The organism is Acidovorax delafieldii (genome assembly GCF_007993815.1).
GTDB classification, from domain to species: domain Bacteria; phylum Pseudomonadota; class Gammaproteobacteria; order Burkholderiales; family Burkholderiaceae_C; genus Acidovorax; species Acidovorax delafieldii.
Window position 1 is genome coordinate 85,294 of record NZ_VJWE01000014.1, and the last position, 14,939, is coordinate 100,232.

Sequence of the window (14,939 nt, forward strand, 5' to 3'; positions counted from 1 at the left end):
GTAGTGGTGCCCCGAGCCGGGGTCGAACCGGCACGCCCCTTTTCAGGAAAGCGGCGGATTTTAAGTCCGCAGTGTCTACCAATTTCACCATCGGGGCGCCGGCTGCTGAGCGCATACCTGCGTTGCAGCGTAACCCGGGCAGCGCGTGCGCGCAATGCCCTGTCGCATCTCTGGTCGGGGCCGCAGTTTGACAACAGCACGCGCCGTACCACCAAGAAAAAAGGGAAGCCTAAGCTTCCCTTTTCAAATATGGAGCGGGAAAAGAGTCTCGAACTCTCGACCTCAACCTTGGCAAGGTTGCGCTCTACCAACTGAGCTATTCCCGCATTTTCTGATTTCCCTAACGTTTCCGTTAGTGCTTATCAGCAAGCCTCAAATTATATAACTATTTTTGGCCGTATTCGATTGCGAGCCAAAAAATTTCCATCCAACTACCATCCATCGACACGATCTCTGCGAGCGTCTCGGCCCAGAGGCTTTCATCGCTTCACTGCGGCAGACCATATCTGGAGGCGCGGTCCGGAGTCGAACCGGACTAACCGGATTTGCAATCCGGGGCATAACCGCTTTGCTACCGCGCCAGGAACTCTCATTCCTCTGACAAAAAAGGGAAGCGACTGCTTCCCTTTTTGTGGAAATTGGAGCGGGAAAAGAGTCTCGAACTCTCGACCTCAACCTTGGCAAGGTTGCGCTCTACCAACTGAGCTATTCCCGCATTTACCGAAGCCTTACATTGTACAACGTTTGCTGCGATGGAGTGAATTGTAGCGCATTTTTTGGGAGTTCCCAAAAAAATTGCGTCAATGTTTCAATCCATCGGCCGTGGCGGACGACACCGCTGCCTTGTCCGTCGACACAGGCACCGCAGCAGCCACTGCAACCTCTTCATCCGTCAGCGGCACGGGTTTGCTCTCCAAAGCAACTTCCAGCACCTTGTCGATCCACCGCACGGGCACGATCTCCAGGCCGCTCTTCACGTTGTCCGGAATCTCGGCGAGGTCCTTCACGTTCTCTTCAGGGATCAGCACGGTCTTGATGCCACCGCGCAATGCGGCCAGCAGCTTTTCCTTGAGGCCACCAATGGCCGTCACCTCGCCACGCAGCGTGATCTCGCCTGTCATGGCCACATCGCCGCGCACAGGGATACCCGTGAGCGCAGAAACAAACGCGGTAGTCATCGCAGCCCCCGCGCTGGGGCCGTCCTTGGGGGTGGCACCGTCTGGCACGTGAATGTGGATGTCGCGCTTTTCGAAGGTTTCATCCTTGATACCCAGCATGCGCGCGCGGCTGCGTACCACCGTACGGGCAGCCTCCACGGATTCCTTCATCACATCACCCAGCGAACCCGTGCGCGTAATCACACCCTTGCCCGGCATGATGGCCGCCTCGATGGTCAACAGATCTCCACCCACCTCGGTCCAGGCCAGGCCCACCACCTGCCCCACCTGGTTTTGCAGCTCCGCACGGCCATAGGTGTACTTGCGCACGCCCAAAAAGTCCGGCAGATTGTCAGCCGTGACCACCACCTGCGGCTCCAGTTTCTTGAGCTGCAGGCCCTTGACCACCTTGCGGCAAATCTTGGACAGCTCGCGCTCGAGCGAACGCACACCCGCTTCACGGGTGTAGTAACGCACCATGTCGCGCACTGCAGGCTCGGTGATGAGCAGTTCTTCGTCCTTCACGCCATTGTTCTTGAGCTGCTTGGGCAGCAAGTACTTCATGGCGATGCTGGTTTTCTCGTCTTCGGTGTAGCCCGACAGGCGAATCACCTCCATGCGGTCGAGCAATGCAGGCGGGATGTTCATCGAATTCGATGTGGCGACGAACATCACATCGCTCAGGTCGAAGTCCACCTCGACGTAGTGGTCGCCAAAGGTGTGGTTCTGCTCAGGGTCCAGCACCTCCAACAGAGCGCTCGACGGATCGCCCCGGAAGTCAGTACCCAGCTTGTCGATCTCGTCCAGCAGGAACAGCGGATTGCGCGTGCCCACCTTGGACAGGCTCTGCAGCACCTTGCCCGGCAGCGCACCGATGTAGGTGCGGCGATGCCCGCGGATCTCGGCCTCGTCGCGCATGCCGCCCAGGGCCATGCGCACGTACTTGCGGCCGGTGGCCTTGGCGATCGATTGCCCCAGCGAGGTCTTGCCCACGCCAGGAGGGCCCACCAGGCACAGGATGGGCGCTTTCACCTTGTCCACGCGCTGCTGTACCGCGAGGTATTCAAGGATGCGGTCCTTGACCTTGTCGAGGCCGTAATGGTCTTCGTTGAGGACGCCCTCGGCATTCACGAGGTCGTGCTTGATCTTGGTCTTCTTGCTCCAAGGCAGCGCGGTGAGCACGTCGATGTAGTTGCGCACCACCGTCGCCTCAGCCGACATGGGCGACATCAGCTTGAGCTTCTTGAGTTCGGCGTCAGCCTTCTTGCGTGCCTCGGCCGGCATCTTGGCGAGCTTGATCTTTTTCTCGATCTCCTCGATGTCGGCGCCTTCGTCGCCCTCACCCAGTTCCTTCTGGATGGCCTTGACTTGCTCGTTCAGATAGAAGTCGCGCTGGTTCTTCTCCATCTGGCGCTTCACGCGGCCACGGATCTTTTTGTCGACGTTCAGGATGTCCACTTCGCGATCGAGCTGCTCGAACAGGTTTTCGAGGCGCGCCTTTACATCCGAAAGATCCAGCACCACCTGCTTGTTCTCGAGCTTGAGAGGCAGGTGTGCAGCAATGGTGTCTGCCAGTCGACCTGGATCGTCAATGCTGGAGATGGAAGTCAGGATCTCGGGCGGGATCTTCTTGTTGAGTTTGACGTACTGGTCAAACTGCTGCATCACTGCGCGACGCAGGGCCTCGATTTCGCTGGGCTTATTGGCGTCGGGGGTTGCCTCCACCGGTGTCACGGTGGCCATGAAATGCGTTTCGGCATCTTCAATGGAAGCCACCAGAGCACGCTGCTGGCCTTCCACCAGCACCTTCACGGTGCCGTCGGGCAGCTTGAGCATCTGCAAGATGGTGGAGACACAGCCCACATCGAACATGTCAGCCACCGAGGGCTCATCCTTGGCGGCAGCTTTTTGGGCCACCAGCATGATGCGGCGATCAGCCTCCATGGCCATCTCAAGGGCCTTGATGCTCTTGGGGCGGCCCACGAATAGCGGGATCACCATGTGAGGGAACACCACCACATCGCGCAAAGGCAACAGCGGCAGGTCAATAGGGGTGGCTGGCAGGGGGGTATGTCCGGACATGGAAATCCTCAAAGTGCTCTGTGGAAGTGGGTCCACATGTGGGGATTTTCAACCCTTGCACGCAGCCGTACTGGCGCAAGGGTTGATGGTTCAAAGGGCGACAACATGGCGCCCGCTCCGGTCTTCTCAGGCCTTCTTGGCCGCTTCGCGGTACACGAGCAGCGGCGGCTTGTTTTCTTCGATGGTGGATTCGTCCACCACCACCTTTTCGACGTTGCTGGTGTTGGGCAGGTCGAACATCGTGCCGATCAGCGATTGCTCCAGGATGGAACGCAGACCTCGCGCGCCCGTCTTGCGGGCCAGCGCCTTGCGGGCAATGGCTTTCAGGGCAGCGGGGCGAATTTCCAAGTCCACGCCTTCCATGGCCAGGAGCTTGCTGTACTGCTTGACCAGCGCGTTCTTCGGCTCGGTCAGGATCTGCACCAACGCATCTTCACTCAGTTCAGCCAAGGCAGTCACCACAGGCATACGGCCCACCAGTTCAGGAATCAGCCCGAACTTGATCAGGTCTTCGGGCTCGATCTCGGTGAACACTTCGGTCAGCGAGCGCTGCTTCTTGCTTTTGACCGATGCGCCAAAGCCGATGCCTGAGGCCTCGGTGCGGTTCTCGATGACCTTTTCCAGCCCTGCAAACGCGCCACCGCAGATGAACAGGATGTTGGTTGTGTCGATCTGCAGGAAGTCCTGGTTCGGGTGCTTGCGCCCGCCCTGGGGCGGCACGCTGGCCATGGTGCCCTCGATGAGCTTGAGCAGCGCCTGCTGCACGCCCTCGCCCGACACATCGCGCGTGATGCTGGGGTTGTCGGATTTGCGCGAAATCTTGTCGATTTCATCGATATAGACAATACCGCGCTGGGCGCGCTCGACTTCGTAGTTGCAACTTTGCAGCAGCTTCTGGACGATGTTTTCCACGTCCTCGCCCACATAGCCGGCTTCGGTCAGCGTGGTGGCATCGGCCATCACAAAAGGAACATCCAACATGCGTGCCAGGGTCTGCGCCAGCAAGGTCTTGCCCGAGCCCGTAGGGCCGATCAGCAGGATATTGCTTTTGGACAGCTCCACATCGTCCTTGTGGGCCTTGTCCTTGTGGCGCAGGCGCTTGTAGTGGTTGTACACCGCCACCGCCAGCGTGCGCTTGGCAACATCCTGGCCAATCACATAGTTGTCCAGATTGGCCTTGATCTCGACCGGCGTGGGCAGGTCACTGCGGCCTTCGCGGGCCAAGTCCCCAGCAGGCAGTTCGTCGCGGATGATCTCGTTGCACAGGTCAATGCACTCGTCGCAGATAAAGACCGACGGACCGGCGATCAGCTTCTTCACTTCATGCTGGCTTTTGCCGCAAAAAGAGCAGTAAAGGGTTTTTTCGCTGGAAGAGCCTTTTTTCTCGGCCATGGGGGCAATGCCTTGCTTGTTTCGGAAAGTTGTCGGGATGATAACCAAATAAAAAACGGCGTCTTCCCCTCGGGAAAACGCCGCTTCGTCGCCCTCGGGCGATCAGGCGCGTTGGCTGATCACTTGATCGACCAAACCATAGTCCTTGGCCTCGTCGGCCGAGAGAAAATAGTCACGCTCGGTGTCTCGCTGGATCTTCTCCAGCGGCTGTCCGGTGCGCTCAGCAAGGATCTTGTTGAGCTGCTCGCGGGTCTTGAGGATCTCGCGGGCGTGGATCTCGATCTCGGTGGCTTGGCCCTGCATGCCGCCCAATGGCTGATGGATCATGACCTTGGAATTGGGCAGCGCAAAACGCTTGCCCTTGGCGCCCGCCGCCAACAGGAACGCACCCATGCTGGCCGCCATGCCCGTGCAAAGGGTCGAGACATCGGGCTTGATGAAGTTCATGGTGTCAAAAATCGCCATACCGGCGCTCACCGAACCACCGGGCGAGTTGATGTAGAACGAGATGTCCTTGTCCGGGTTTTCACTTTCCAGGAACAGCAGCTGTGCCACCACCAGGTTGGCGGTCTGGTCATTGACCGGGCCCACCAGAAAAATCACGCGCTCCTTGAGCAGGCGCGAGTAGATGTCATAGGACCGTTCGCCACGGCCCGACTGCTCGATGACCATGGGGACCATGCCCAGGCCTTGTGTTTCCAATGCGCTCATGTATTTCTCCAGTCAAGCAGGTACTGTACCCAGAAATGAATTGGGGCTTGTGCACGAAAGCACAAGCCCCTGGTGTGTCTTGACAACCAGAACCAGGCAGTTGCACGAGGCAGGCCACCCGGCCCGAGGGCCTATCAGCCCTGCTGCGCCATCAGGTCGTCGAAGGAAATGGCCTTTTCGACCACCTTGGCCTTGGACAGCACGAATTCGGTCACGTTGTTTTCGATGACAACGGCTTCGACTTCGGCCAGGCGCTGGCGGTCGCCGAAGTACCAACGCACCACGTCTTCGGGCTTCTCGTAGCTGGCGGCCAGCTCGTCGATGTGGGCCTTGAGCTGCTCGGGCTTGGCCTGCAGCTCATTGGCGCGCACCAGCTCGGCCAGCACCAAGCCCAGGCGCACACGGCGCTCTGCCTGGGGACGGAACACATCTTCAGGGATCTCGGCATTGTCGGCGTCCTTGATGCCGCGTTGCTTGAGTTCAGCGCGGGCACCTTCCATCAGGCGGGCGATTTCAGCCTGGATGCTGGAATTGGGCAGATCCAACTCGGCCTTGGACACCAGGGCGTCCATCACGGCAGCCTTGTTGCGAGCCAGCAAGCGGAACTTGACTTCGCGCTCCAGGTTCTTCTTGATGTCGGCGCGCAGGCCATCGACGGAACCGTCGGCAATGCCCAGCGACTTGGCCAGAGCGTCATTCACTTCGGGCAGGTGGGCCGCTTCGATCTTCTTGATGGTCACCAGGAAGTCGGCGGTTTTGCCAGCGACGTCCTTGCCGTGGTATTCGGCAGGGAACGCCAAGGGGAAAGTCTTGCTTTCGCCGGACTTCATGCCACGCACCGCGTCTTCGAACTCCTTGAGCATCTGGCCTTCGCCAACCAGGAACTGGAAGTCTTCGGCCTTGCCGCCGTCAAAGGGTTCGCCGTCGATCTTGCCTTCGAAGTCCACGGTCACGCGGTCACCGTCTTGGGCAGCGGCGTCAATGGCGCGCTGGGCGAAGCTGCGGCGCTGCTTGCGCAGGATGTCGATGGTCTTGTCGATGGCGCTGTCGGTCACTTCGGACGACAGTTTTTCAACTTCGGCGTCCGACAGGTCAGCGATCTTGACTTCGGGGAACACTTCGAAGATGGCGTCAAAAGTCACCTGGCCTTCGGGAGCGCCTTCCTTTTCAGTGATGCGGGGCTGGCCAGCAACACGCAGGTTGGCTTCATTCGCAGCCACAGCAAAGGCCTCACCCACCTTGTCGTTCAGCACTTCGTACTGCACCGAGTAGCCATAACGCTGGGCCACCACGTTCATGGGCACCTTGCCGGGACGGAAACCGTCCATCTTGACCGTGCGGGCCAGGCGCTTGAGGCGCGTGTCCACTTCGGACTGGATCAGGGTGACGGGCACGCTCAGCGTGATCTTGCGCTCGAGCTTCTCAAGGGTTTCAACAGTAACGGCCATGGCTATTCCTCTTATGAATGTGGATCGTGCTGGCTGCAGCGCAGCAGCGCCGTGTTCCGCAAAGTCTCACATGGGTGGTGCGCGGGGGGGGACTCGAACCCCCACACCATTGCTGGCGTCAGGACCTAAACCTGGTGCGTCTACCAATTTCGCCACCCGCGCGGTTCTACAAACAAACAGGCGGCAACCTCAGCTGCCGCCTGTGTGAAATCGGTCAACCTTCTATTTTACCTGATGCGGACGCCCTGTCGGTCAAGCAGCACCAGGAACCTCTGGCGCAGGTCGTTTGACACGGAACCAGGCCGCATACATAGCAGGCAGTGCCAGCAGCGTCAGCACCGTGGCCACCACCAGCCCGCCCATGATGGCCACAGCCATCGGGCCCCAGAACACGCTGCGCGACAGCGGGATCATGGCCAGCACGGCAGCAGCGGCGGTGAGCACGATGGGGCGCAAACGGCGCACGGCCGATTCCACAATGGCATCCCAGGCGGGCACGCCCCGGGCGCGGTCCTGCTCGATCTGATCGATCAGGATCACCGAATTGCGCTGGATCATGCCCATGAGCGCGATCACCCCCAGCAGCGCCACAAAACCAAAGGGACGATTGAGCAGCAACAGCGCCGCCGCCACACCCGCCAGCCCCAGCGGCCCGGTCAGGAACACCAGCATGGCACGGCTGAAGCTGTGCAGTTGCAGCATGAGCAGCGTGAAGGTGATGAACAGCATGATGGGGAGACCCGCCGCGATGGACGCCGAGCCCTTGGAGCTTTCCTCCACGGCGCCTGCCACCTCGATGCGGTAGCCCGTCTGGCCCGCCAACCGCCACTTGGCCTCAATCTCCTTGAGGGATGGCAGCAGCGCCGCCGTCACCGTGGCGCCCTGCAGGCCCTCGGTCACGTCGCCCTGCACGGTGATGGCGTAGTCGCGGTTCTCGCGCCACATCACGCCGGGCTCCCAGGTGAACACGGGCTTGGCGATCTGCGTGAGCGGGATCGACTTGCCCGAGGCCGTGGGCAGATAGGCGTTGGCGATGTCGGTGATGGCGTTGCGCTCATCCAGCGGCTGGCGCAGCAGGATGTCGATGAGCTTGTCGCCCTCGCGGTACTGGCCGACCTGCGTGCCCGACAGAATGGTCTTGGACGCCTGTGCGATGGACTGGCTGGTCACGCCCAGGGCGCGTGCCTTGGACTGGTCGACTTCCAGGCGCAGCACCTTCACGGACTCGTTCCAGTTGTCGTTCACCCCGCGCATGTTGGGGTTCTGGCGCAGCTGGGCCTTGACCTCATCCGCACGCTCGCGCAGTACCAGCGGATCGGGTCCCACCACACGGAACTGAACAGGATAAGGCACGGGCGGCCCGTTGGGCAGCAGCTTGACGCGCCCGCGCACTTCCGGGAACTCCTGCGCCAGCAGCGCAGGCAGCTTCACACGCAGCGATTCGCGCACCTTCAGGTCTTGGGGCACCACGATGAACTGCGACACGTTGCTCTGCGGGAACACCTGATCGAGCGGCAGATAAAAACGCGGTACGCCAGAGCCTACCCAGGTGCTCACCGTGTTCACGCCTGGCTCGGACAGCAGGCGCTGCTCCACGCGTTTGGTGACGGCCTCGTTGCCCGCAAAAGAAGTGCCTTCCGGGAACCAGATGTCCACCAGAATCTCAGGCCGGCTGGAATCCGGGAAGAACTGCTGCTGCACCTTGCCCATGCCGACAATGCCCAGGGCAAAGGTCAGCACCGTGGCGCCAATGGTCAGCCAGCGGTGCTGCACGCACCAGTCCACCAGACGGCGGAAGCTGCGGTAGAACGGGCTGTCAAAAACCTCGTGCGGGTCGTCCGTGATGCCCTTGTTGGCCTGAGCGGCCAAGACGTGAGGCGGCACCTTGAGCAGCAGCGTGCCGAGGTAAGGAACGAAGTAGACCGACACGAACCAGCTGAGCACCAGCGCAATCACCGTCACGGCAAAGATGGCAAAGGTGTATTCACCCGTGGTGGACTTGGCCAGGCCGATGGGCAAAAAGCCCGCCGCCGTGATCAGCGTGCCCGTGAGCATGGGCATGGCCGTGATCTCGTAGGCAAAGGTGGCGGCGCGCACCTTGTCATAGCCCTCTTCGAGCTTGAGCACCATCATCTCCACCGCAATGATGGCGTCGTCCACCAGCAGGCCCAGCGCGATGATGAGCGAGCCCAGCGAAATCTTGTGCAGCCCGATGCCCCAGTACCACATGGCCAGGAACGTGACGGCCAGCACCAGCGGGATCGTGATGCCCACCACCAGCCCCGGGCGGGGGTCGATGTACCAGCGCTTCCACAGCGGGTTGTTGCCGGGCCGCTTGTGGACGCCCAGGCTGATGAAGCTCACCGCCAGCACGATGACCACGGCCTCGATCAGCACCTTGACGAACTCGTTCACCGAGGTGGACACCGCCTTGGGCTGGTCTTGCACGTTGACCAGTTTCACGCCCGCCGGCAATGTGCCAGCGATGCGGTCGGTGGTGGTGTGCAGGGCCTTGCCCAGCGCAATGATGTCGCCGCCCTTGGACATGGAGACGCCCAGCGCAATCACCTCGCGCCCCTGGTGGCGCACCTTCACGCCCGGTGGGTCCACATAGCCGCGCTGCACTTCGGCAATATCGCCCAGGCGCAGTTGCGCGCCCGAGGGGCCACGGATCGGCATCGCGCGCAGGTCCTCGATGGCGTTGAACTGGCCTTGCACACGCACCTGCACCTGGTCTTGCGGGGTCTGGATGGTGCCCGCGCTTTCCACAGCGTTCTGCTGGCCCAGCTGGGCCAGCACCTGGTTCATGTCCAGGCCCAGTTGCGACAGGCGCTTTTGCGAGATCTCGATGAAGAGCTTTTCGTCCTGCACGCCAAACAGCTCGACCTTCGCCACATCGGGCACGCGCAGCAGCTGCTGGCGCGCGTCATCGGCAAACTGCTTGAGCTCTGCGTAGCTGAATCCCTCGGACTCCAGCGCGTAGATCACGCCATACACATCACCAAAGTCGTCATTGAAGAACGGGCCCTGAATGCCCTGGGGCAAGGTGTAGCGCATGTCGCCCACCTTCTTGCGCACGCTGTACCAGACGTTGGCCACGTCGCCAGGCTTGGAGGAGTCCTTGATCTGGAAAATGATCTGCGACTCGCCGGGCTTGGAGTAGCTGCGGATCTTGTCGGCGTACGGCACTTCCTGCAGCGTGCGCTCGATCTTGTCGGTGACCTGCTCGGCCACCTGCTGGGCCGTGGCACCGGGCCAGTAGGTGCGCACCACCATGGCACGGAAGGTGAACGGCGGGTCCTCGTCCTGCCCCAGCTGGAAGTAGGCCGCAAAGCCCAGCAGCATCAGCACCACCATGAGGTAGCGGGTGAGCGCGGGATGGTCGAGCGCCCATTTGGAGAGGTTGAACCCCTCTTTGGGTTGGATTTGCGTCATGGCGGGCCTCAGTTGGCGGCAGAGGCCGTGGCGGTGGCGGGTGCAGCAGCGGTTGCAGGAGCCGATGGCACCGCCGGAATTGCTACAGATTCAGGAGCTGTCTGTGCTTTATTCACTGGCGCCTGGGCCACTTTTGGCTGGTATACCGTCACTTTTTGGCCGGGAGACAGCACATGCACGCCGGTGGCCACCACCTGCATGCCGGGGGTCAGGCCCCCTGCCACCACCGCATCGTTGCCGTCGGCCGTGGCGATCTGCACCACCTGCGACTTGACGGTGCTGGTCGCGGGGTCGTACACCCACACGGCGGTGGACTGGCCCTCCTGCCGCAGCGCGCTGGTGGGCAGCTTGATGGCGGCAATGCCAGCATGGCTCAGTGCCTTGGGCGTGGCGTACACGGTGGCGCCCAGCGCTGGGGCGTCCGCAGCGTCAATGGCCACCTTGACCTGGAAGGTACGGGTCGCAGCGTCGGCGCTGGCAGCCACTTCGCGCACGCGGCCCGTCAGGGTCGCGCCGCCAGACCAGCCGCGCACAGCCACCTCGGAGCCCGCCGTGATCTGCGCCACCTTGTCCTCGGGCACGGCAAACACCACGTCGCGCGGGCCGTCCTGCGCAATACGCGCCACCGGCGCACCGGCCGACACCACCTGGCCCGGCTCGGCATCGATGCCCGTCACCACGCCCGACACGTCGGCCACCAGCGTGGTGTAGGCCGCCTGGTTGCCCTGCGACGACAGCTGCGCGCGCGCCTGGTCCAGCGTGGCCTGGGCCGCTTTGAGCGTGGCCTCACGGCGTTCCAGCTCGGCACCGCTGATGAAGTTCTGGTCCTTGAGCGCCTGGTAGCGCTTGAGGTCCGCCGCCGCCAGATCACGCTGCGTGGTGGCCGATGCGAGTTGCGCACGCGCCGCATCAGCCGCCAGTTGGTAGTCCTTGGGGTCCAGTTGCGCCAGCACCTGCCCGGCCTTCACGCGCTGGCCCAGCTCGGCCTGGCGCTGAACGATCTTGCCCGCCACGCGAAAGCCCAGGCGCGACTCCACCCGCGCGCGCACCTCGCCCGAATACTCCAGGCTGGACTGCAGCGCGCCCACGCCCACCGTCATCAGCTTGACGGAGCGCACGGGCTCCTCAGGCGGTGCGGGACGCGAACAGGCGGCCAGCACGGTAGCGGTGGCCAGCACCAGCAAAAGCCTGGAATGCCGTGAAGAGGGCCGCAGGGCGGAGGATGTGCGCATGGGAAATCCGGTGAAAAAAGAAGGGGCCACAAGGATCAGCAAGCAAGACGCAGGCCGGAGCGCCCGCGCAGCGACAGTACACCAGACACCCGCCAACCAGCCACCCGCAGCCATGCAGGGCGCTTGTGAACAGATGCAGGGGCCAGCCGCCTTGTCCCCCACTGGATTGGTCTTTATGATTACTGACTGACCGGTTAGTAATCTATGAGAAGCCCTTGAGCTTGTCAAGCGACAATCCGGGGTGTGAACGACCGTCCCAGCCCCTCTCCCCACCCCGGCGCAGCCTCCGCGCCACAGCCCACTGCGACTGATGCGGTGGCGCCTCCTGTCACCCATTACGAAAACTTCCCCGTAGCATCCCTGCTGTGCCCGCCCCACCTGCGCCAGCCTATTGCCGCCATCTACGGCTTTGCGCGCACGGCGGACGACATTGCCGACGAAGGCGATGCCCTGCCCGCCGCCCGGCTGGCGGACCTGGCGGCCTACCTGGCCGATCTGCGCGCGATTGCCCAGGGCCAGGCGCCCTCGCCCCGCTGGGCCAGCGTGTTTTTGCCGCTGCAAGGCGTGTTGCGCAGCCACCATCTGCCCGTGCCCCTGCTGGAAGACCTGCTGAGCGCCTTTGCCCAGGACGTGGAGAAAACCCGTGACGGCGAGGGCTACGCCGACCGCGACGAGCTGCTGGACTACTGCCGCCGCTCGGCCAACCCCGTGGGCCGGCTGCTGCTGCACCTGTATGGCGTGCACGACGCCGAGGCGCTGCGCCAGAGCGACGCCATCTGCACGGCGCTGCAGCTCATCAACTTCTGGCAGGACCTGTCCGTGGACATTCCCCGGGGCCGCCACTACCTGCCGCGCTCCGACTGCGTGGCGTATGGCGCCTGCCAGTTCGAGCTGCTGGCGCTGCAAAGCACCCGCGAGAACGCCCGCCTGATTGCCGACTGCGCCCACTGGGCGCGCACCACCATGCAAAGCGGCGCCCCCCTGGTGCACCGCCTGCCCGGCCGCGCCGGCTGGGAGCTGCGGCTGGTGGTGCAAGGCGGCCTGCGCATCCTCGACAAGGTCGAGGCCCTCAAAGGGGGCAGCCTGCACACCCGGCCCAAGCTCCGTGGGTGGGACTGGTGCGTGATGCTGGGCCGCGCGCTGGTGATGTAAGAAAGATTCATGGGCCACAAGGCGGGCTCACACATTGGCCTGCCAGCGCACCACGCAGTGCCCAAACGGCCTGTAGCGCATGATTCATGTGCACCAATAGCTACTTAATTGATAGCAAATTATTGGGATGCCTCTCGCCCTTGACCCGGCAGGGGCAGGGATTGCGAGCATGCCCCGGCCACCGCACCCGGTTAGCCTCGCGGCCACCGTGGCAGGGTGGCGGCCAACACCCCCACCCTGCCGGCCCGTGCCCGCGCGCCACAAGCGCAGGGGCACCTTTAAAACTGGTTCTCAGAGCCCAGGGTCACCCCCCACTATGTCCGTCAGCGTTTTCGACCTCTTCAAGATCGGCATCGGGCCGTCCAGCTCCCACACCGTGGGGCCCATGATTGCGGCGCGGCAATTTGCCTGCCATGTGCGCGACACCGTAGGCCTGGCGGCGGTGCACCAGGTGAGCGTGGAGCTGTTCGGCTCCCTCTCCGCCACCGGCGTGGGCCACGGCACCGACCGCGCCGTGCTGCTCGGTCTGGCCGGGCACGAGCCAGACCACATCGACCCCGACCAGATCGCACCCGCCATCGCACAGATCCGCCAGAGCGGCACGCTGGCGTTGCTGGGCGAGCATGCCGTGCCATTTGTCGAAAAGGACCACCTGCTGTTTCGACGCAAAAGCCTGCCGCTGCACCCCAACGGCATGGCGTTCCATGCACTGGATGCGCAGGGCAACGACATCGCCATGCGTGAGTACTACTCGGTGGGCGGCGGCTTTGTGGTCGATGCGGCGGGCCAGCGCGTGCTCAACACGCCCGCCAGCGCTGGCGCCGATACCGCAGGCCATGGCCAGGGCCTGCCACACCCGTTCCGCACCGGGGCCGAGCTGCTGGCGCAGTGCCGCACTACGGGCCTGAGCATGGCCCAGCTCATGGCCGCCAACGAACAGCACTGGCGCAGCCCGGCCGAGGTGCGGCGCCAGCTGCTGGCCATCTGGCAGACCATGGCGGGCGCCGTGCAGCGCGGCTGCGCCAGCACCGGTACGCTGCCCGGCCCCATGCATGTGCGCCGGCGTGCGGCCGAGCTGCACAAGAACCTGAGCCGCTCGCCCGAGGCCGCCCTGCGCGACCCGCTCTCCATGCTGGACTGGGTGAACCTGTACGCCATGGCCGTGAACGAAGAAAACGCCGCGGGCGGCCGCGTGGTGACGGCGCCCACCAACGGTGCGGCAGGCGTGATCCCGGCCGTGCTGCACTACTACGTCAACTTTCTGCAGGGCCCCATCCCGGCCAACGACGACGGCATTGCCACCTTTTTGCTCACCGCAGGTGCCATCGGCATCATCTACAAGGAAAACGCATCGCTCTCCGGCGCCGAGGTGGGCTGCCAGGGCGAAGTGGGCGTGGCCTGCTCCATGGCCGCTGGCGCGCTGGCCGCCGTGATGGGCGGCACGCCCGAGCAGGTGGAGAACGCGGCCGAGATCGGCATGGAGCACAACCTGGGCATGACCTGCGACCCCGTGGGCGGGCTGGTGCAGATCCCCTGCATCGAGCGCAACGCCATGGGCGCGATCAAGGCCATCAACGCCGCCCGCATGGCGCTGCGTGGCGACGGGCAGCACGTGGTCTCGCTCGACAAGGTCATCAAGACCATGATGCAGACCGGCGCGGACATGAAGGTCAAGTACAAGGAAACGTCCCGCGGCGGGCTGGCGGTGAATGTGGTCGAATGCTGAACCGAGCCGCCCAGCGGCCCGTTGTGCAGCCTGTTTCGCAGCCCATTCCGCCGCCCCTTCATCTGCATGCATTTGCCGCCTGACCTGCCCACCCCCTTGCCACTGGAGCGCTGGCTCAACCGCCTGGGCGCACTGGTGATGCCGCTGGCGCTGCTGGTCGTGCTGCTGCTGTTTTTGCAATGGCCGTTGCGCGACGGGTGGGGCGCGGGGTCCAGCCAGGCCAACGACCTCGCGCAGGTGCTGTTTGCGCTGTATGTGGCCGTGGCCCTGCGCCATGCCGACCGGCGCGGCGCCCACCTGGTCAGCCGCCCCGATCTTGCCCATGCGGGCCGGGGCCCGGTGCGCGCCATGCGCCTGCTGGGCGCGCCCCTGGCCGTGTTGCCGTGGGCGGTGTTTGTGTGCATCAACGCCGCGCCCACGGTGTGGCGGTCGGTGCGGGGGCTGGAGAGTTTTCCTGAAACCGCCAACCCCGGCTACTTCGCCATCAAGCTGGCCTTGCTGCTGCTGGCCGTGCTGCTGGCTCTGCAGGCCCTGGCCGACCTGTGGCGGGCCGTGCACACGCTGCGCGCGCCCACTGGCGCACCGGCGGACCCTGCATGAGTCC

9 protein-coding genes and 5 tRNA genes are annotated in these 14,939 nt (G+C 63.5%); 3 read left to right on the plus strand and 11 right to left on the minus strand.

The annotated features are described in order from the left end of the window. Nucleotides 1-4: 4 nt before the first annotated feature. From ATF69_RS14390 to ATF69_RS14440, 11 genes are all read right to left on the minus strand, one after another. Nucleotides 5-97 (minus strand) — tRNA-Leu (locus ATF69_RS14390). A 153-nt stretch (nucleotides 98-250) separates the two neighbouring features. Next, a tRNA-Gly gene (locus tag ATF69_RS14395) sits at nucleotides 251-326 on the minus strand. Nucleotides 327-507: 181 nt separating this feature from the next. Then, a tRNA-Cys gene (locus ATF69_RS14400) sits at nucleotides 508-581 on the minus strand. A 58-nt stretch (nucleotides 582-639) separates the two neighbouring features. Beyond that, nucleotides 640-715: transfer RNA gene (locus ATF69_RS14405), tRNA-Gly, on the minus strand. A gap of 85 nt (nucleotides 716-800) precedes the next feature. Continuing rightward, nucleotides 801-3,239: an endopeptidase La gene (lon, locus tag ATF69_RS14410; protein WP_056064482.1), complete on the minus strand. Its 2,439-nt coding sequence runs from the start codon at nucleotides 3,237-3,239 to the stop codon at nucleotides 801-803. 126 nt (nucleotides 3,240-3,365) lie between these two features. After that, nucleotides 3,366-4,631, minus strand: coding sequence for an ATP-dependent Clp protease ATP-binding subunit ClpX (clpX, locus tag ATF69_RS14415; protein ID WP_056064485.1), 1,266 nt, complete (start codon nucleotides 4,629-4,631; stop codon nucleotides 3,366-3,368). A gap of 102 nt (nucleotides 4,632-4,733) precedes the next feature. Continuing rightward, entirely contained in the window at nucleotides 4,734-5,342 is a 609-nt protein-coding gene (clpP, locus tag ATF69_RS14420) for an ATP-dependent Clp endopeptidase proteolytic subunit ClpP (protein WP_015014885.1), read from the minus strand. A 134-nt stretch (nucleotides 5,343-5,476) separates the two neighbouring features. Then, nucleotides 5,477-6,790 (minus strand): trigger factor, encoded by a 1,314-nt coding sequence (gene tig / locus ATF69_RS14425; RefSeq protein WP_146871380.1) that lies wholly within the window; start codon nucleotides 6,788-6,790, stop codon nucleotides 5,477-5,479. A gap of 75 nt (nucleotides 6,791-6,865) precedes the next feature. Continuing rightward, a tRNA-Leu gene (locus tag ATF69_RS14430) sits at nucleotides 6,866-6,952 on the minus strand. A gap of 90 nt (nucleotides 6,953-7,042) precedes the next feature. After that, complete coding sequence (locus ATF69_RS14435; RefSeq protein WP_146871381.1) at nucleotides 7,043-10,225, minus strand: efflux RND transporter permease subunit; 3,183 nt, start codon at nucleotides 10,223-10,225, stop codon at nucleotides 7,043-7,045. Between the two features lie 8 nt (nucleotides 10,226-10,233). Continuing rightward, complete coding sequence (locus ATF69_RS14440) at nucleotides 10,234-11,457, minus strand: efflux RND transporter periplasmic adaptor subunit (protein ID WP_146871382.1); 1,224 nt, start codon at nucleotides 11,455-11,457, stop codon at nucleotides 10,234-10,236. A gap of 243 nt (nucleotides 11,458-11,700) precedes the next feature. Here ATF69_RS14440 and hpnC point away from each other — a divergent pair, with 243 nt between their 5' ends. From hpnC to ATF69_RS14455, 3 genes are all read left to right on the plus strand, one after another. Then, nucleotides 11,701-12,609, plus strand: a complete 909-nt coding sequence (gene hpnC / locus ATF69_RS14445) for a squalene synthase HpnC (protein WP_425291781.1) — start codon at nucleotides 11,701-11,703, stop codon at nucleotides 12,607-12,609. Between the two features lie 316 nt (nucleotides 12,610-12,925). Continuing rightward, nucleotides 12,926-14,335: an L-serine ammonia-lyase gene (locus ATF69_RS14450; RefSeq protein WP_146871383.1), complete on the plus strand. Its 1,410-nt coding sequence runs from the start codon at nucleotides 12,926-12,928 to the stop codon at nucleotides 14,333-14,335. A gap of 66 nt (nucleotides 14,336-14,401) precedes the next feature. Next, on the plus strand, nucleotides 14,402-14,935 hold the full coding sequence (locus tag ATF69_RS14455; RefSeq protein WP_099730677.1) for a C4-dicarboxylate ABC transporter substrate-binding protein: 534 nt from the start codon (nucleotides 14,402-14,404) through the stop codon (nucleotides 14,933-14,935). Nucleotides 14,936-14,939 lie beyond the last annotated feature (4 nt).